At 65.8% G+C, this 18,495-nt stretch carries 18 protein-coding genes and 1 tRNA gene; 14 read left to right on the top strand and 5 right to left on the bottom strand.

What is annotated here, in order from left to right:
• Nucleotides 1-415 precede the first annotated feature (415 nt).
• Nucleotides 416-492 (bottom strand) — tRNA-Arg (locus tag ACVOME_RS06910).
• Nucleotides 493-601: 109 nt separating this feature from the next.
• Between ACVOME_RS06910 and ACVOME_RS06905 the strand changes: the two genes are divergently transcribed.
• The 6 genes from ACVOME_RS06905 (at nt 602) to ACVOME_RS06880 (ending at nt 6,436) form a co-directional block, all read left to right on the top strand.
• On the top strand, nt 602-1,204 hold the full coding sequence (locus ACVOME_RS06905) for a phosphatase PAP2 family protein (RefSeq protein WP_481504879.1): 603 nt from the start codon (nt 602-604) through the stop codon (nt 1,202-1,204).
• A 77-nt stretch (nt 1,205-1,281) separates the two neighbouring features.
• A complete protein-coding gene (locus ACVOME_RS06900) occupies nt 1,282-1,614 on the top strand; it encodes a hypothetical protein (protein WP_053516758.1) in 333 nt (110 codons plus the stop codon).
• An 83-nt stretch (nt 1,615-1,697) separates the two neighbouring features.
• Entirely contained in the window at nt 1,698-2,798 is a 1,101-nt protein-coding gene (locus ACVOME_RS06895) for a polysaccharide biosynthesis/export family protein (protein ID WP_180875995.1), read from the top strand.
• A 64-nt stretch (nt 2,799-2,862) separates the two neighbouring features.
• Nucleotides 2,863-3,489: a YjbF family lipoprotein gene (locus tag ACVOME_RS06890; RefSeq protein WP_164152426.1), complete on the top strand. Its 627-nt coding sequence runs from the start codon at nt 2,863-2,865 to the stop codon at nt 3,487-3,489.
• A 77-nt stretch (nt 3,490-3,566) separates the two neighbouring features.
• On the top strand, nt 3,567-4,247 hold the full coding sequence (locus ACVOME_RS06885) for a capsule biosynthesis GfcC family protein (RefSeq protein WP_053516761.1): 681 nt from the start codon (nt 3,567-3,569) through the stop codon (nt 4,245-4,247).
• Entirely contained in the window at nt 4,247-6,436 is a 2,190-nt protein-coding gene (locus ACVOME_RS06880) for a YjbH domain-containing protein (protein WP_065182715.1), read from the top strand. Before ACVOME_RS06885 ends, ACVOME_RS06880 begins: the two co-directional genes overlap by 1 nt.
• A gap of 27 nt (nt 6,437-6,463) precedes the next feature.
• On the opposite strand, the gene ACVOME_RS06875 is transcribed toward ACVOME_RS06880, so the two are convergent.
• Together ACVOME_RS06875 and ACVOME_RS06870 are read right to left on the bottom strand one after the other, a co-directional pair.
• Nucleotides 6,464-6,898, bottom strand: coding sequence for a low molecular weight protein-tyrosine-phosphatase (locus ACVOME_RS06875; RefSeq protein ID WP_053516763.1), 435 nt, complete (start codon nt 6,896-6,898; stop codon nt 6,464-6,466).
• Between the two features lie 149 nt (nt 6,899-7,047).
• A complete protein-coding gene (locus ACVOME_RS06870; RefSeq protein ID WP_428992351.1) occupies nt 7,048-8,397 on the bottom strand; it encodes an undecaprenyl-phosphate glucose phosphotransferase in 1,350 nt (449 codons plus the stop codon).
• Nucleotides 8,398-8,991: 594 nt separating this feature from the next.
• On the opposite strand from ACVOME_RS06870, the gene amaB reads away from it, so the two are divergent.
• The 7 genes from amaB to ACVOME_RS06835 all read left to right on the top strand — a co-directional run bounded on the left by amaB (nt 8,992) and on the right by ACVOME_RS06835 (nt 15,515).
• Nucleotides 8,992-10,524 carry an L-piperidine-6-carboxylate dehydrogenase gene (gene amaB, locus ACVOME_RS06865; protein WP_065175566.1) on the top strand — a complete coding sequence of 511 codons (1,533 nt, stop codon included), beginning with the start codon at nt 8,992-8,994 and terminating at the stop codon, nt 10,522-10,524.
• Entirely contained in the window at nt 10,524-11,327 is an 804-nt protein-coding gene (locus ACVOME_RS06860; protein WP_481504878.1) for an SDR family NAD(P)-dependent oxidoreductase, read from the top strand. The genes amaB and ACVOME_RS06860 overlap by 1 nt, the downstream gene beginning before the upstream one ends.
• A gap of 76 nt (nt 11,328-11,403) precedes the next feature.
• Complete coding sequence (locus ACVOME_RS06855) at nt 11,404-11,688, top strand: DUF4190 domain-containing protein (protein ID WP_053517549.1); 285 nt, start codon at nt 11,404-11,406, stop codon at nt 11,686-11,688.
• Between the two features lie 5 nt (nt 11,689-11,693).
• The gene (locus tag ACVOME_RS06850; protein WP_481504877.1) at nt 11,694-12,461 is read left to right on the top strand and encodes a class I SAM-dependent methyltransferase; all 768 of its coding nucleotides are present in this window, start codon (nt 11,694-11,696) and stop codon (nt 12,459-12,461) included.
• Between the two features lie 8 nt (nt 12,462-12,469).
• Nucleotides 12,470-13,525, top strand: coding sequence for a quinone-dependent dihydroorotate dehydrogenase (locus ACVOME_RS06845; protein ID WP_065181373.1), 1,056 nt, complete (start codon nt 12,470-12,472; stop codon nt 13,523-13,525).
• A gap of 8 nt (nt 13,526-13,533) precedes the next feature.
• Entirely contained in the window at nt 13,534-14,595 is a 1,062-nt protein-coding gene (murB, locus tag ACVOME_RS06840) for a UDP-N-acetylmuramate dehydrogenase (RefSeq protein ID WP_481504876.1), read from the top strand.
• Nucleotides 14,596-14,627: 32 nt separating this feature from the next.
• The gene (locus ACVOME_RS06835; RefSeq protein ID WP_283219827.1) at nt 14,628-15,515 is read left to right on the top strand and encodes a DMT family transporter; all 888 of its coding nucleotides are present in this window, start codon (nt 14,628-14,630) and stop codon (nt 15,513-15,515) included.
• A gap of 7 nt (nt 15,516-15,522) precedes the next feature.
• On the opposite strand, the gene ACVOME_RS06830 is transcribed toward ACVOME_RS06835, so the two are convergent.
• The gene (locus ACVOME_RS06830) at nt 15,523-16,551 is read right to left on the bottom strand and encodes a phosphotransferase (protein ID WP_481504875.1); all 1,029 of its coding nucleotides are present in this window, start codon (nt 16,549-16,551) and stop codon (nt 15,523-15,525) included.
• Nucleotides 16,552-16,675: 124 nt separating this feature from the next.
• A complete protein-coding gene (locus ACVOME_RS06825; RefSeq protein ID WP_065175563.1) occupies nt 16,676-17,287 on the bottom strand; it encodes a TetR/AcrR family transcriptional regulator in 612 nt (203 codons plus the stop codon).
• A 103-nt stretch (nt 17,288-17,390) separates the two neighbouring features.
• Between ACVOME_RS06825 and ACVOME_RS06820 the strand changes: the two genes are divergently transcribed.
• Nucleotides 17,391-18,470: an MBL fold metallo-hydrolase gene (locus tag ACVOME_RS06820; RefSeq protein ID WP_065181371.1), complete on the top strand. Its 1,080-nt coding sequence runs from the start codon at nt 17,391-17,393 to the stop codon at nt 18,468-18,470.
• Nucleotides 18,471-18,495: the final 25 nt, after the last annotated feature.

Here is an 18,495-nt window from a genome sequence, read left to right as displayed (position 1 = left end):
TCCTGCGGATCCGCCCTTTGCTGCGCCTGGATGCCACCATCGAACGGCTGGATTCCGTGCAGGCCAAGTGCAAGTCATGTGGGGACGAATCACGGATGTCGCATGGGTGCGGGCTCACCGATGTGCACGGGGGTGTGCAACTGAGGTGTCCCGCCTGCGGCTCGATCGATGTCTTGACGGCGGCGGATGCCTGGGGCCACTGGGTGCAGCAGATCAGGCACGATCGAATACTCGCACTCGCTGGCCTGTTGCCAGAGGACCTGGATCGCCCCTAGGTGAGCCTGGCGGAAGGCAGACCAGGCCGCCGCACGCCCTTTTCCAACGCACTGTGGCGGGTGGCAAGCACGCCGCAGCGAAGACAGCACGCCGCAAGCAGAAGCGGTACCCGCCTGATCATCTGCGGGCAATTGACCGATGGTGACCCCGGCCCGATTCGAACGGGCGACCTTCCCCTTAGGAGGGGGACGCTCTATCCAGCTGAGCTACGGGGCCTTGCGCAAGCGGTAAAGCATACCGCGTCCAGCTGAATGGACCAAGCCACCGACGATCGCCGCGCCATCGGCGGCAGGTATGCTGGCCGCCCCCACATCAGTCCCACCGGATGTCCGAGTTCTGGCTTTTCCTCTCCAATTTGGGCGACAGCCGCTGGCTGCTGCCCATGGCCATGGTGCTGCTGCTGGCATTGCCGCGAAGCGAATCGTCCTTGAGGCGACGCTGGGCCGTCGCCATCGCCGTGACCGCCGGGCTGACAGTGGCGTCGAAGCTGGCGTTCATGGGTTGGGGGATCGGCATCCGACGCCTGGACTTCACCGGCATTTCCGGGCACGCCGCGATGTCCAGCGTGGTGTACCCGGTGGCTCTATGGCTGACGGTGAGCACTGGCGAACGCAGGGACCTTCGCTGGTTCGCTGCAGGCTCTCTGCTGGCCGGTGCAATCGGGTATTCGCGACTGCCTATTCAGGCGCATTCGACATCGGAGGTCATCTCCGGCCTGGCTCTGGGCCTGGCTGCAAGCTGCGCGGTGCTGGGGAGATCGGTCGCCCACTCGCGGCCGAAAGTCCGGGTGCTGTTGCTGGCCTGCGTGACGGGGCTGGTGGTTCCGGCGGCCATTTCGGATCTTCGGACACACGATCTCATCAGGGACGCCGCCAAGCTGCTGTCGGGGCGAAGCAGCACGCATGAGCGGCATGACCTCGGGAACTGAACCCGGCGCTTGACACTGCGGGCCTTCCGCCGCAAGATTGGGGTGAAATTTTCCCTAACGGAGTAGGTGCCTCTCCCATGTTCAAGAAGACGATCGCCGTTCTGGCCCTGGCGGCATTCTCCGCCTCCCCGATGATGGCCTTCGCGCAGGACGCGCAGGCAACCACTGACGCCGAGACCCCGGCTGCCGAAGTGACCGCCGGCGCTGAAGCCGCTGGCTATTCGAACGCTGCCATTTTTGGCACCACTGTAGTCGGCATTGCAGCCGCAGCTGTGGCTTACAGCATCGGTGGCGACAGCAGCAGCGGCAGCGACGACAATGGTGGCGGCGAACCCGGTGGTCCGGGTCCGGGCGGCCCAGGCACCGGCGGTACGGGTGGCACTGGCGGGACCGGCGGCACCGGCGGCTGATTCGCCCTGCTGTTCGAGCAAGCCCTCGCCGGGCAATGCACGGCGGGGGTTTTTTATGCCTGTCGGAAACCCACCACATGAACATGAAGCCTCTCCGTATTCTCGCCACTGCACTCACTGTGCTGGCCGTTTCCGGCTGCGCATTCGCGCCAGGTCAGCACCTGCGCCGAAGTGATGTCACTTCGCAGAGCAGCGACGATGGCCGACTGGAAATCGTCACCATCACCTCCAAGCTGATCGCCCAGGAGCATGCAGCTCGCAACGAACAGACGCTTCCTGCCGAGCTTTTCGATTACCAGCCTTCCCCTTACCAGGTCGGCATCGGTGACATCCTCTACGTGACGGTCTGGGATCACCCTGAACTCACCGTACCCGCCGGCTCCCAACAACAGGGCGCGCTCGCCGGTCGTCTGGTGCAGAGCGATGGCACGCTGTTCTACCCCTACATCGGGAAGGTCAAGGCGGCGGGCAAGACCCCGTCTGAGATCCGTGAGGAAATCAGCCGGCGACTCGCGCAGTACGTGGAATCGCCGCAGGTGGATGTGTCGGTCCTCAACTACGGCAGCCAGCGGGTGTGGGTCACCGGCGCGGCCGAGCGGTCCTCGCCCGTCCCACTGGGTACCTCGCCGCTTACCCTGACCGATGCCATCAGCCAGGCCGGACTGAACGCGGCCCAGGCGGATCTTTCCGGCATCCAGTTCAGCCGCGACGGAGTGAGCTACACCATCAACCTTGAAAGTCTGGCCAAGGAACATGGTGGGCGCCAGCTGTTCCTGAAGGATGGCGATTCAATTTATATCCCCTATCTGGATCGCAAGGAGGTCTTCGTCGTTGGCGAGGTCAACCTGCCAGGCGCGTACAGCTTCCGGACTGGCGACGTCACATTGAACCAGGCGCTCGGTCGTGCACGCGGGCTGCTGCAGCAGACGGCCAATGGCAATGCGGTGTACGTCATCCGCGGCAGCACCGATCTGCAGCAGGAGCCTTCGGTGATCTATCAGCTGGAAGCACGCTCACCAACAGCATTTGCCGTTGGCAGCCAGTTCAAGCTGCAGCCCGGGGACGTGGTGTTTGTCGGCGCCGCAGGTGTGAGCCGCTGGAACCGCTTCGTCAACCAGCTGCTGCCCTTCACCAATATCCTCTACACGGCCGCGCGCACCGGAACCGAAGTCAGGGACAACTGACATGGCGCGCACGGGAGCAGCCTCGGTGCGTTCATTCCGACGCACTTCAGGCCGTCTATTGCGCATGGCGTTGATCGCCGTGGCGCTCGTGCTTGCCGGTTGCACCACCGGCAGCCGGGCAACGGCGGACAGCTTCCGGCTGTTGCTGCACAAGCCCGTTGAGGTCAGCCCCGCTACCGTGGCGGCAAATCGCTTCCCGCAGGTGCTGGTCGAGACACGTGACCTGACCGCGGTGGCCGTTCTTGGCTACGTTGATGGTGGCCGGCAGCAGTGGTACGCCGGCACGCATGCCGTGATCGAGCTGGACGGCAACGGCGTGCTGCTGGGCTCAAGCGGGCTGGGACGTCAGTTGCAGACGCGGATCATCGGCGCGTCCCCCTTCGACCGCCTGACGTCGTTAAGCGGACCGGCACAGGTGCAACGCCAATACGACTGGATGTCGTCGTATCAGCTCGGCGTTGTCGTCACCGGCACGCTGACACCCGGCGCCACCGAGGAGGTCAGGATTCTCGGCCGCACCCGCACCCTGCAGCGATTCGTCGAGCATCTCCAGGGCGGTGGAATGGACGCGCAGAACATCTACTGGGCGGACCCGGCGACCGGATTCATCTGGAAGAGCCGGCAGCATCTTGCCCCCGGGTACGTCGTGGAACTCACCCAGCTCAAGCCCTACCGTGCCCCGAAGGGATGACAGGCATGAACACTCGAATTCTCTGCCTGATGCTGTCGGCACTACCGTCACTGTGCTTGGCGCAGGCACCGTCTACCGTGCGCGTCGAGGGTGCGGTCGCCCATCCCGGTGACCAGGCCATCCAGCCGGAGCGGCGACTGGCCGATGTGGTCGTCCAGGCCCAGCCTGCGGCCGACGCCTATCTGCTCGGCAGCAGCTATCTTCGCCGCCAGGCGCTCGTTGAACAGGTCCGACTGCGTGCCGGAATCCTGCATGGCCTGACGCAGCTTCAGCTCAACGCGGATCCGGCCGTCGTCGAAACCGCGGCGGCCCTCCAGCAATGGGTGCAGGCGCACGCTGCAACCGGACGTGTACCGACGGTGATCTCGCCACGCCTGATGCAGGTGCAGCCGCAGAGCAATCCGGTGCTCATGGCCGGCGATCTCCTCCGCATTCCCGTGCGACCTGATCACATCACGGTCCTCGGCGCGGTGCGAACCAGCTGTACTGTCCGCCACTCCCCGCAGCGCGATGCGCGGGACTATCTGCGTGACTGCCCACCCAGCGCGGCCGCCGATCCCGACTCGCTCTATATCGTGCAACCCGATGGCCGGGTTCAGAAGCAGGGCATCGCGCTCTGGAACCGCGCGGATCCCCAGGCGGTCGCCCCTGGCGGTTCGATCTATGTTCCGCTGCGCGAATCGGTGCTGAAATCCATCGACCCGGCATTCAACAACGACGTTGCCACCTTCATCGCCACCCAGCCTGTCAGCCCGTAATGACCGACATTCCCCAGCGTGCACGCGTGCCGCGCCCAGCCCGCTTTGCGCTGACCGCGCTCGCCCTGTCACTGAGTGCCGCGTTGCAGGCGCAGGAAGCCCCTCCGCCGACCGCCAACGAATGGGGCGGCATCGGCCTCCTGCAGACACCGACGGCACGCATGGCGCCCGACGGCGACCTCAGCTTCACGGCCTCGCACAATTCCCCGTACAGCCGCTACAACCTCACGCTGCAACCGTTCCCCTGGCTTGAGAGCACGTTCCGCTACATCAACGTGTCCAACATCCGCTATGGTCCGAACATCGCGGGAGACCAGAACTACAAGGACAAATCGATCGACTTCAAGCTGCGGCTCTGGCAGGAGTCACGATGGCTGCCGGAGCTTGCCTTCGGTGTACGCGACCTCGGTGGTACCGGCTTCTTCTCCAGCGAATATCTGGTTGCCAGCAAGAATCTGGGGCCCATCGACGCCTCCATCGGCCTTGCGACCGGCTACATCGGCAACCGCGGCGATTTCGCCAATCCGCTGGGAGCGATCGACGATCGATTCAAGAATCGACGCCCCATCGCGGGCAGCAACATCAACGACGCCGGTCGCTTTGGTCTGGACAACATGTTCAAGGGCCCGGTCGGCGTCTTTGGCGGCATCACCTATCAGACACCGCTGGATTCGCTGCTGGTCAAGGTCGAGTACGACGGTAACGACTACCGCCGTGAGCCGCGCGGGAACAATCTGGAACAGCGCACCCCCATCAACGTGGGGCTGGTCTACGTCCCCAACCGCAACGTGGAACTCACCGCCGCGTGGGAACGCGGTGACGCGGCGATGTTCTCGCTGACCTGGCGCGGCAATCCCGGCCATGCCGTGTCTGCGCCCAAGCCTTTCGATCCCCCGCCACAACGGATCGTGCCTCGCGACCCGCAGGCAGCCGCGGTTGCGGCGACCGCAGCGCCCGACGCCGGCGCCACGACAGCAGAAGGCGGCCCGGACTGGGCTGCCATCAGCGCCGACCTCACCCGGAATGCAGGCTTCCGGGTCGAGCGCATCTCCCGTCGCGGCGATGAGCTCTACGTGGACGGCTACCAGAACCGATACCTCCACAACGCCAAGGGCCTGGGACGCGCCGGCCGCATCCTGGCCAATGCGACGGGCGATGAGTACGAGTGGTTCACGCTGCGGACAACGCGACTGGGAATGCCCATCGTGGACACGTCCGTCTCCCGCAGTGCCCTCGTGGGCTATCTGGATGGTCGGGTCAGCGAGGACGTGCTACGTCGCAGCACCGAGGTGCAGTCTCCCGACGACGTCACTCGCCAGACGTTGTATGAACCCAGGACACGCCCCTATGGCGGCGGCTTCAACATCGGCTACCGACAGAATCTCGGTGGCCCGGATGGTTTCATCCTTTACCAGATTGCCGCCAATTATTCCGGAAGCCTGTTCGTACGCCCCAACATGTGGCTTACAGGAACCGTCAGCGCCAACCTGATCAACAATTACGACAAGTTCAAGTACAACGCCCCAAGTCGACTCCCGCGCGTGCGCACCGATCTGCGCAGGTACATGGTGGACTCGGACGTGGTGTTGCCAAATCTGCAGTTCAATGTGGCTGGGCGCCTGGGCCGCGATCTCTATGGCATCGCGTACGCGGGTTATCTGGAGTGGATGTATGCCGGCGTAGGCGGTGAACTGCTGTATCGTCCCGGCGGTGAGCGATGGGCCGTCAGCGCGAACCTGAATCGCGTGCAGCAACGCGACTTCGATCAGCGCTGGGATCTGCGCGACTACAAGGTCACGACCGGGCACGCCACCTTCTACTACAGTTTCGACGCCCGCGAGCGCATCGTCGGCTCGCTGTCCGTCGGCCAGTATCTGGCCGGGGACAGGGGCGCAACCCTGGACGTCGCCCGCGTCTTCGACAATGGCGTCACGATGGGTGCCTATGCAACGAAGACCAACGTTTCCGCACGCGATTTCGGCGAAGGCAGCTTCGACAAGGGAATCTACATAAGCGTCCCGCTGGACGGATTCCTGCCACGGTCGACACGCGGACGAGCCGCGTTCAACTGGAATCCCCTGATCCGCGACGGTGGCGCGATGCTCAGCCGCAAATATTCGCTGTACAACATCACCGGCGATCGCGACGAGCGATTCTTCTACGACAACATCCGCTCGATCGACGATTGACCTGCTGCACGTTCGCCCGGTGAAGACCTACAGGTACCGCACCCAGCTTTCGATGCCTTCGGCCATCAATCTGTAGACATGCTCGAAAGCAGGACGCTGCTGGCGATAGGGATCGGGGATTTCCCGGTCCTGCTGCCACTTGCCCAGCAGGAAGGTCTTGCCCGACGCCTGCGGCGCAATCTCGGTGATGCGGTGAATGTGCTTACGCTCCATGGCCAGCACCAGATCGGCCGCCCCAAGGATCGCATCATCGATCTGGCGTGCGCGGTGAGCCAGCCCATCCATGCCCTGCTCCACCAGCAGCGCCTGGGCAGTGGCGTCGATACCATGCCCGACGAGTGCTCCCAGACCTGCGGAAGACACCTGGATGCCTCTGCCCTGAACCGCCCGTCGAAGCATCACTTCAGCCGAGGGACTGCGGCAGATATTGCCGACGCAAACAAAAAGTACGTTATTGAACACTGACCTGGATCCTGTGGCATTCCATGCAGGCCCCGCCGCGAAACGGGCGGAGCGCTGACAGCTGCACAGATTACCTTACAGCGCCGCTGCTGGCGAGAAAATAGCCATGCAATTCATGGAATTACGTCGCAGTTCGGAGTTCTGCAGGGTCAATAAGCCGACTTCTGCCCGAGAACCTTCAGCGCCGTCAACGCAATGATCCGCACATCCAGGGTCGGGCTCCAGCGACGGATGTAGTCGATGTCGTACTGCACGCGCTTCTTCATCGACCGCAGTTCCGGCGTCTCGCCCCGCAGCCCGTGCACCTGCGCCCAGCCGGTGATGCCCGGCTTGACGTAATGGCGGTGCATATAGCGTTCGATCACGCGTTCATAGTGATTGTTGTGCTGGATCGCATGCGGACGCGGGCCCACCACCGACATGCTGCCACCCAGCACGTTGAAGAACTGGGGCAGCTCATCCAGGCTGCTGCGCCGCAGGAAGGCACCGAACCGGGTCACCCGCGGGTCGCCCCGGGTCGCCTGCGTGATCTGCCCCGTCCCTTCCTCATGCACGCGCATGGAGCGGAACTTCAGCATCCAGAACTCCTTCCCGCCCAGACCGTGGCGGCGCTGGCGGAACAGGATCGGGCCGGGTGAACTGATCTTCACGCCGATCGCCAGCACCACGAAAAGCGGCGCCAGCAGGACGACCGCAACGCCGGCCACGAGGATGTCCTCGATGCGCTTGAACAGACGGAAGTTGTGGTCCACCAGGCCCTGGCGAACGCCGATCATCGGCACATCGCCCACCTGGTGCACGCCCGGGTTCAGTGCCCCCAGGCCCGTGGTATCGGGAATGAGGCGGATCGGCACCGGGAACCGCTCGATCTGCTTGAGCATGTCACGGATGGGCGCGGTATCCCCCAGCGGCAGGGACACCCAGACCTGGTCGAACTCCCCCCGGTGCGCATCCAGGTAGCGCGGCACATCATCCAGTGCGCCCAGGCGCTGCGGGGCATCGCCGCCACGCCGGGTGGCGATGTCGCCCTTGCTGGTGAAGTAGCCGATCACTTCCTTGCCCATCTCCGGCTTGCCGCGCAGCAGGCGATGCAGCCTGAGCGCCGGGGCCCGGAGCCCGACCAGCAGGATCCGCTCATGATCCAGTCCACGCGAACGCAACCGGTGCAGCTGGACACGAAGGAGTACGCGCAGCCCCGCCATCGAGGCCAGGCCGCCAATGTACCAGCCCACCAGCCAGCGCGACGGAACGGCATCGGCCAGCCCCACCAGCACGGCATACAGCGAGAACAGGGCGAAGCTGCCGGACCAGGCCAGCAGCAGCAGCCAGAGGTCGGCCAGCAGGCCACGCAGGCGCCAGTTGCGGTAGACCGGCGCGATGGAGAAGCAGACGATGGCGCTGAGAATCACCGCACCGAAGACGATGCGCTGGGACTGGTTGGGCGCCGGCGTGCCGTAGCACACGACGTGGGCCAATGCAGCCATGCCGGGCAGGAGCAACAGGTCTCCGAGGCGAAGCCCCAGTTCCAGGGCCGCCCGGGCTTCGACCCGGCGGCGGCCGGCATCGGCACGCTCTGCGGGGAGGTCATCTACCGATCCATGTAGCACTGCACTTCTCCAAGCTGTTTTCCGATCCAGCACTACAATTGTGATGGCTGTCGCATACCAGGCCTCCCCAAGCCGGTGCGAACAGACGGAATTGCGTCAATAAGTCGAACGTGATTGTGGATGATGTGAAAGGCAATTGGTAGGAAGCGGCAGCCCGTCGCGCGCCCATTCACCCGCCCGACCCACCCTAAGTCATTAGAACTATTCCTATTTTTTTATATTTCAAAATGCGTCAAAATGATTCGCACTACGTCCGACAGCGTCCAGAAATTGACGTTTGATGCACGGAATCATCCCATCACGCCCCGAAGGATCAACCCGATTGGCGCCCCCCCGGGACGTCCCGTCCCAGCACGTCCGCCAGGCCTGGCACCCTGCACTGCACCAAGGCCGCTCATCGCCCTCTGCTACCATCGGCGGTTCTGTTCATCGCCCCCCACCCGCCCGCGATGACGCCAAACAACGTAACGAAACACAGGAGTCTGCATGTCTTCCGAGCTGCTCAAGTCCCTTGGCCTGGACGCGATCAACGCTGGCACGTACCTGGGCAACGGGGAGTGGTCGAGCGCTGCCAGCGGTGAGCTGATCACCCCGGTCAACCCGACCACGGGCGAGCCGATCGCACAGGTGCGTGCGACCACCGAGACTGAATACGAAACGGTGATCGCCCGCGCCCAGGAAGCGTTCAAGCAGTGGCGCACCACCCCTGCCCCGCGCCGTGGCGAAGCCGTGCGCCTGTGCGGCGAGGCGCTGCGCAGGCACAAGGACGCGCTGGGCTCGCTGGTTGCCCTGGAGATGGGCAAGAGCAAGCCGGAAGGCGATGGCGAGGTGCAGGAGATGATCGACATCGCCGACTTCGCCGTCGGCCAGAGCCGCATGCTGTATGGCTACACGATGCACTCGGAGCGCCCCGGCCACCGCATGTACGAGCAGTACCACCCGCTGGGCCTGGTCGGCATCATTTCAGCCTTCAACTTCCCGGTCGCGGTGTGGAGCTGGAATGCATTCCTGGCGGCGATCTGCGGCGACGTGTGCATCTGGAAGCCGTCCAACAAGACGCCGCTGACCGCCATCGCCTCGATGAAGATCTGCAACGACGCGCTGCGCGAAGCCGGCTTCCCGGACATTTTCTACCTGGTCAACGATGCCGGCACCGCGCTGTCGGAAAAGCTGGTTGATGATCGTCGCGTGCCGCTGATCAGCTTCACCGGCTCCACCCAGGTCGGCCGCACCGTCAATGAAAAGGTGGCGCGCCGCCTGGGCCGCTGCCTGCTGGAACTGGGTGGCAACAATGCCATCATCCTCGACGAGACCGCCGACCTGAAGCTGGCTGTGCCGGGGATCGTGTTCGGCGCCGTCGGTACGGCCGGCCAGCGCTGCACCACCACCCGCCGCCTGATCGTGCACCGCTCGATCTACGCCGACGTGCTGGCCACGCTGGTCAAGGCGTACAAGCAGGTGGAAGGCAAGATCGGCGACCCGACCGATGCCGCCAACCTGATGGGTCCGCTGAACAGCGAAGGTGCCGTGCAGCAGTTCCTCGATGCAATTGCCCAGGCCAAGGCCGCCGGCGGCACCATCGAGACCGGTGGCACCCGCATCGACCGCGCCGGCAACTTCGTGCTGCCGGCCATTGTCAGCGGCCTGAAGAACAGTGATGCCGTGGTCCAGCACGAGACCTTCGCGCCGATCCTGTACGTGATGCCCTACGACAGCATCGACGAAGCCATCGACATGCAGAACGGGGTACCGCAGGGCCTGTCCTCGTCGATCTTCACCCAGAATCTGAAGACCGCCGAACGCTTCCTGTCGGCTGCGGGCTCGGATTGCGGCATCGCCAACATCAACATCGGCACCTCCGGTGCGGAGATCGGTGGCGCGTTCGGTGGCGAGAAGGACACCGGTGGTGGCCGCGAGTCGGGCTCGGACGCATGGAAGGTCTACATGCGCCGGCAGACCAACACCATCAACTACTCCGATTCGCTGCCGCTGGCCCAGGGCATCAAGTTCGACCTGTGATGCATCCCGGCCCGGACGTCGCCGAGAGTGGGGCCCCGGCGGGGGCTCCAATCCTCGACTTCAGCGGCCGCCGGGTGCTGGTTGCCGGCGGCAGCAAAGGCATCGGCCGTGAGATGGCCCTGGCCTTCGCTGCGGCCGGCGCCCATGTCTCGGTCTGCGCACGTGGTCAGGCGGGGCTCGACGCCCTGCTGGCCAACGCAGCGGCCCAGGGGGCATCACTGCACGCCTTTGCCGCCGACCTGGCCGACCCCGGCCAGATCGACGCCTGGCTGCATGCGGCCGCAGCGTCCCTGGGCGGCATCGACGTGCTGGTCAACAATGCCACCGGTTACGGCATGGCAGACGATGAAGACGGCTGGGCCGCCAGCCTGCAGGTCGACCTGATGGCCGCGGTGCGGGCCTCGCGGCTCGCCGTGCCCTGGCTGCGCGAATCGAGCGACGCCTGCATCCTCAATCTCTCCTCGATCGCCGCGCAGCAACCCCGGCCGGGGGGCGCTCCCTATGCGGCTGCCAAGGCCGCTCTTTCGCACTACACCACGTCGCAGGCGCTGGCACTGGCACCGGACCGGATCCGGGTCAACGCCATCGCCCCGGGCTCCATCGAGTTTGCCGACGGTCTGTGGGACCGGCGCAAAACCAGCGACCCGGCGCTGTATCACGGCACCCTGGCAAGAATTCCGTTCGGCCGCTTCGGCCAGCCACGCGAGATTGCCGATGCCGCGCTGTTCCTGTGCTCGCCGCTGGCGCGCTGGATCACCGGTCACGTGCTGAACGTCGATGGTGGCCAGGTACTGATGGGCTGAACCGCTCGGGCCGGGCACTGCCCATGGGATTGCCCGGACGGAGGCACTATCATGTGCGTACTGCAAGGAGGACCCGATGAGCGTGGCACCCCGACAGACAAGCGCCCTGGCCGTGGTCAGCCTGGTCATGGGCATTGCCGCCTGGACTGTCCTGCCCTTCGTGGCCAGCATCGTCGCCATCGTCACCGGCCACATGGCCCGCGCCGAGATCCGCCGCCGCCCGCATGAACTCGAAGGCGATGGCCTGGCGGTCACCGGGCTGGTGCTGGGCTGGGTGATGGTGGCAGCCGCCCTGGCGGCAGTCCTGGCCTTCATCCTCTTCTTCGGTGGCCTGGCCTGGCTCGCCGCACTGTCGAACTGACCGCCATGACCTCCTCCGACAGCACCGAACGCTTCAGCAGCCGCGTCGCCGATTATGTCCGTTACCGGCCTGACTACCCGCCGGCGTTGATGGAATGGCTGCATGGACCGATGGGCGTCGGCCACGATGCACGGGTGGCCGACATCGGCGCCGGTACCGGCATTTCCAGCCGTCTGTTCCTCGACACCGGCCATCCTGTGGTCGCGGTCGAACCCAACGCCGCCATGCGCGCCGCCGCCGAAGGCTGGCTGGCTGCATATCCGTTGTTCCAGGCCGTCGATGGGCGTGCCGAGGCCACCGGCCTGGCAGAGCACAGCGTCGATCTGGTCAGTGCCGCGCAGGCCTTCCACTGGTTCGACACCGACGCCGTCCGTGTCGAATGGCAGCGCATCCTGCGCGCCGGCGGACTGGCGCTGATCTACTGGAACTCACGCCTGCTCGATGCCAGCCCGTTCCTGGTCGGCTATGAGCAGCTGCTGCTCGATTACGGCACGGACTATTCCGCCGTGGCCGAACGCTACCAGGATGACGCCACGATGCAGGCATGGTTTGGTGCCGGGTTGCGCGGCCAGGTGGAACTGCCGAACGTGCAGCATCTGGATCTGGACGCCCTGCGCGGCCGCCTGCTGTCGTCCTCCTATGCGCCACAGCCCGGGCATCCGCGCCATGCGCCGATGCTGGCGGCACTGCAGGATCTGTTCGCGGCCCACGCGGTCAACGGCCAGGTCGCCTTTGAATATCGAACCCGAGCCTTCCTCGGCACGCTGGACTGAACCGACGCATGTATTCGCTTGCCCGCCCCTTCCTGTTCTCGCTCGACGCCGAGCGCGCCCACGGCCTCGGCCTGTCCGCATTGGACGTGGCCTACCGCACCGGCACCACGCCGCTGCTGGCCGCACGCATCGCGCCGCTGCCGAGCACCGTGTTCGGGCTGACATTCCCCAATCCGGTCGGCCTGGCGGCCGGCCTGGACAAGAATGGCGAGCACATCGATGCGCTGTTCGCGCTGGGTTTCGGCTTCGTCGAGATCGGCACGATCACGCCGCGGCCACAGGCGGGCAACCCGACGCCGCGGCTGTTCCGGCTGCCGGCGCACAACGCCATCATCAATCGCATGGGCTTCAACAACGCCGGCGTGGATGCACTGGTGCGCAATGTCGAGCGCGCGCGCAACCGTCGCGGCCTGCTCGGCATCAACATCGGCAAGAACAAGGACACCCCCAACGAGCAGGCCGTCGACGACTATGTGGCCTGCCTCGACAAGGTGTACCCGCTGGCTGACTACATCACCGTCAACATCTCCTCGCCCAACACCGCCGGCCTGCGCGAGCTGCAGGAGGAAACCGCACTGCGCCAGCTGGTCAGCCAGCTGCGTGATCGCCAGGAAGACCTGGCCGCGCGGCACGGCCGGCGCGTACCGATGCTGGTGAAGGTGGCGCCTGACCTCAGCGAGCGCGACATCGACGCTGCTGCGCGCGTGCTCGGCGAGCTGCAGGTGGACGGCGTGATCGCGACCAACACCACGATCGACCACAGCAAGGTGGCTGGCGATCCGCTGGCGAACGAAGCCGGCGGTCTGTCCGGTGCCCCGGTCCTGGAACAGTCCACCCTGGTCCTGCGGCGGCTGCGCTCGCGCCTGCCCGAGTCGGTGCCGCTGGTCGGTGTCGGCGGCATCCTGTCCGGCGCCGACGCAGTGGCCAAGATGGCGGCGGGCGCCTCGCTGGTGCAGTGCTACAGCGGCCTGATCTTCCGCGGGCCGGCGCTGGTATCGGAATGCGTGGAGGCGATCCGCCGCCGCCGCGAAGCGCCCAGCCGTGGCGCGGTGGCGCCGCTGTGAGCGCCCCCATGGATGGACTCGACACCGCCGCGCCGCTGCGCTGGACACTGACCCGGAACGCGCCGCTGCAGGCGCTGAACACCTTCCACGTGCGTGCCAATGCCGCGCAGCTGCTGGAGCTGCATGACGCATCGCTGCTGCCGGAAGTGCTGGCGCTACCGGAGGTTTCCGGCGGACCGCTGCTGGTACTGGGCAGCGGCAGCAATGTGCTGATCGCCGACGATCTGCCTGGCACCATGCTGGTGTTCGGCAACCGCGACATCAGTTTCCTGGAGCATCGCGCCGATCATGCGGTGATCCGCGCCGGTGCCGGCGTGCCCTGGCACGGCCTGGTGATGTGGTCGCTGCAGGAAGGCCTGTCCGGGTTGGAGAACCTGGCCCTGATTCCAGGCACGGCCGGTGCAGCGCCGATCCAGAACATCGGCGCCTATGGCGCACAGGTCGGCGAGTTCATCCAGGCAGTGGAAGCCTGGGACTGCCGCGAGCAGGTATGGGTGCGGCTGGACAACGAACAGTGTGGCTTCGCCTACCGCGACAGCGTGTTCAAGCAGCAGGCAGACCGCTACCTGATCACCGCCATCGAGCTGAAGCTGCCCTTGCTGCACGACCTGCGCATGGACTATGCCGGCATCCGCGAAGAACTGCAGGCGCAGGGCGTGGAGCTGCCCAGTGCCGTGGACGTGGCCAACGCAGTCATCGCGATCCGCCGCCGCAAGCTGCCCGATCCGGAGGTGCTGGGCAATGCCGGCAGCTTCTTCAAGAACCCTGTCCTGCCCCTGGAGCAGGTCGACGTGCTGCTGCAGCATTTCCCGGACCTGCCGGTGTTCCCGGCCGATCGTGAGGACCGGCGCAAGGTCTCCGCAGCGTGGATGATCGAGGCCTGCGGCTGGAAGGGCTTCCGTGAGGGCGATGCAGGCGTTGCTGCCAGCCATGCGCTGGTCCTGGTCAACCATGGCAACGCCACCGGGGCCGAGCTGCTTGCGCTGGCGCGGCGCATTTCCGCGTCGGTGCTGGAGAAATTCGGCGTACCAATCGAACCGGAGCCCCGCCTGCTCGGCGCACAGTGGTGAACACCCCCGCCCTTTCCACCGGCGCCACCCCGATGCGGGCGGCGCTGCTGATGCTCGGCAGCACCCTGGCGTTCGGCATGATGGCGGTGGCGATCCGTTACGCCACCCGTTACGTACCGACCCAGGAGGTCGCCTTCTTCCGCAACGCGTTCGGCCTGCTGGCATTGCTGCCGATGCTGCTGCGGCCGGGCCATGCGCCGCTGAAGACCCAGCAGCTGCCACGCTACTTCGTGCGTAGTGCGATCGGCCTGGGTTCGATGCTGTGCGCGTTCTGGGCGTTGGGCCATCTGCCACTGGCGCAGGCGGTATCGCTCTCGTACTCCACACCGTTGTTCGTCACCATCGCCGCCGTGCTGTGGTTGGGCGAAACCGTGCGTGTGCGCCGCTGGGCCGCAGTGGTGGTCGGTTTCATCGGTGTGCTGGTGATCGTGCGGCCGGGCACCACCGGCTTCACCGCTGGCAGCCTGGTCGCCGTCGCCGCTGCGGTGCTGAGTTCACTGGTGGCCATCCAGATCAAGCAGCTCACCCGCGTGGACAGCGCCGATACCGTGGTGCTCTATACCTACGTCTTCTGGGTGCCGCTTTCGCTGGTTCCGGCAGTGTTTGTCTGGGTCTGGCCCAGTGGCGTGGCCTGGCTGTGGCTGCTGCTCACCGGCGTGATGGGCACGGTCGGCCAGCTGCTGTGGACGCGTGCGCTGCGCCTGGGAGAAGTGTCGGCGCTGACGCCGATCAGCTTCCTGCAGCTGCCGCTGGTGACCCTGTGCGGGTGGCTGCTGTTCAACGAGACCGTGGACCGCTGGACCATCATCGGTGCGGGCATCATTCTGGCCGCCAACGCTTACATCGCCCACCGCGAGGCCGTGCTGTCGCGGCGGGCGGCGACGGCGGCGGCGTCAGCGGCGGCCAAGCCCGCCGAATGATCCACCGTCAACGCTGCAGCGGCGACGCATCCAGTGCGCGATACGCGCGTTCGGCTGCGTCGAACACATTGCCCGGCGCGAACTGTTCGCCCAGGTAGTGCAGCGACTGACGGCGCAGCTGCGGCGAGCGCTCCAGTGCGTCGCCCCCCAGCAGCACCTGTTCGAACTCGATCAGGTCCTGCAGGATCCGCCAGTGCCGGTACCAGGCGATCCAGCGTGGGTCCCCCAGGTCCGGGCCATACCCTTCCACGAAACCGAGCGGACGTTCGCGCCCCCAGCGTCCACCCACCGCCGCGCCGGGAAACATCAGATCACGCTCGCGGGGCGCCAGGGACAGGCCATCCCAATCAATCAGGTGCAGGTTGCCCTCGTTGCCCATCAGCAGGTTTCCCGCATGCAGGTCGGTATGGCACAACCGCAGCGGCGGCCGTTCGTCGCGCAGTTCATCGTGCAGTTCCGACGCGCGGCGGTGGACCTCGGCGATACGTTCGCGGCGCAGCTCCCAGACGGCCAGGAATGCGCTGCCCAACCGATCCTGCGCGACCGGCAAGGCATCGCCCGGCTGCAGCCAGCGCCCAACGGTGTTCAACGCATCCGCTTCAAGGCGCAGGCTCGGCAGCGCGCGTTGCAGCGATTCGGGCACCTCAGCGTCATGCAGCCGGCGCAGCACGTTGCCCAGGCGCAGCCACTGCGCATGGCTGAGCGGCGCCTCGAAACCGGACTGGCCCTCGATGTAGGGAAACAGCGTGAACTGCAGGCCCCAGCGCTGGACCGACGCGCCGCCGGTCAATGCCGGCCAGGGCGCCACGACCTCCTCGATGCCCAGGGTGCCCCGCAGCCAATGCAGCGTGTCCCAGACCGCCGGTTGCACCTGGTAGGTGCGGCATTTCAACCACCACTGACCGCGTCGCGCGTCGATGCGGTAAACGCTGGCATTGGCGTCTGCGCCAACCGGGCGAGGCACCACGGCGGCGGTGGTGATGCCATAGGACTGTTGCAGGACTTCGCCGATATGGCGCGCCGAAGCGGATGACATGGAAGCAATCGTGCATTGATACCCGACGTCACTATCGCAGATGGCGCATCGACGGCACAGACATGTCCGTCACAGCACTGTGCTTGCGGGCCGGGCGAGCCATGCCGACGCGGTTGCCACGGCGTCAGCGCGCGTAGTGGCCCAGGAACATGGCGACCGCCGATGCCGCCACCCGCGCGCGCTCGTCGGCCCCCAGCGGCGCCTGCCCCATCGTTACCTGCGGCCAGAAGGCGAAACTCTTCACCAGTCCATGCAGCTGATGGGCGGCGAATTCGGGATCGACCGCACGCAGCCGGCCATCGGCGATCGCTGCACGGATCCAGGCGCTTTCCCCACTCTCCTTCTCGCCCATGCGACAGACGATTGCCTGCGCACGTTCGGGTGAATGGATGATCTCCGCCATGGCAACGCGGGCCAGGTCGATGAAATTGGCATCACCCAGCAGTTCCAGCTTCTGCTCCAGCAACGCGAGCAGCTGCGGCTCCAGTGGCTGCTCCGCACGGTAGGGCAGCTCGACGCCGGCCATGCTGCGTTCCCAGAGTTCCTCCAGAATCAGCGAGAACAGTTCTTCCTTGCTGGGGAAGTGGTTGTAGACCGTGCGTTTGGATACACCGGCCGCTGCCGCGATCCGGTCCATGCTGGTGGCTTCATAGCCGGCCGTGCGGAATTCCTCCACCGCCGCGCGCACGATGGCCTCGCGTTTGCGGTCGGTCAGACGCTGCGGCGGACGGGACATGGCGACACCAGATAACTGAACGGATACCCCCATTTTACACCGATCAGTGTACTTTTCCGCAGCGGGAAACTACACTGTGCAGTGTACGCTGCGGACGTCACCCATGAAGCGCCTGCTCCTTGTCCTCCTGCTTGGAATCCTCGCCGTGACCGCCTACACCTTCTGCAAGTCCTGGTCCCTCCCCGACTTCCCCGACTCCCCGCAATACCGCGAGGGCAAGTTCCACAACGTACTGCCGCGGCCGGCGATGGGCCTGCGCAACGGGCTGGAGATCTGGTGGACCTTCCTGTTCAACAAGCCGAAGGGGACCGTACCCGCGGGCGCCATACCGGTGCAGGCGCTGGATCGTGCCGCGCTGGAAGCCGCGCCGGATCGCAGCCTGTTCCGGCTGGGGCACTCGACGATCCTGCTGAAGCTGCGCGGCCAGTACTGGTTGACCGACCCGGTCTTCTCCGAACGGGCGTCACCGGTGCAGTGGATGGGCCCTGCGCGCTTCCACGCCCCGCCGATCAGCATCGAACAGCTGCCGCCGATCGCCGGCGTGATCCTCTCGCACAACCATTACGACCACCTGGATCACGCTGCGGTGATGCAGCTGGCGGGCAAGACCACGCGCTTCATCGCGCCGCTGGGTGTGGGTGATCAGTTGATCGCCTGGGGCGTGGACGCGGACAAGGTCGAACAGCTGGACTGGTGGCAATCGACCGAAGCCGATGGCCTGCGCCTGACCGCCACACCCGGCCAGCACTTCTCCGGCCGCGGCCTGGGCGACAGCGACCGCAGCCTGTGGGCCTCGTGGGTCATCCAGGACGGCGACTTCCGCATCTTCTTCAGTGGTGACACCGGCTACTTCGATGGCTTCAAGGCCATCGGCGAGAAGTACGGCCCGTTCGATCTGACCATGATCGAAACCGGCGCATACGATCCGCGCTGGGCGTTCGTGCACATGCAGCCGGAGCAGACGCTGCAGGCCCACCTGGACCTGCGCGGCAAGTGGCTGCTGCCGATCCACAACGGAACCTTCGACCTGGCCCTGCACGACTGGCAACAGCCCTTCGAGCGCATCACCGCGCTGGCAGCCGCGCACGATGTGCCGATCGCCACGCCGATGATGGGCGAGGCGCTGGACATGCAGGCGCCGCAGGCAGGCACGCGCTGGTGGGAACAGGTGGCGCTGCGCTGAGCTTGCCTGGGCGCTGCTGTCACGG

The organism is Stenotrophomonas sp. STEN008 (genome assembly GCF_056760435.1).
Note: the sequence above shows the minus strand (reverse complement) of the source record. Positions and strands in the feature narration are given on the sequence as shown.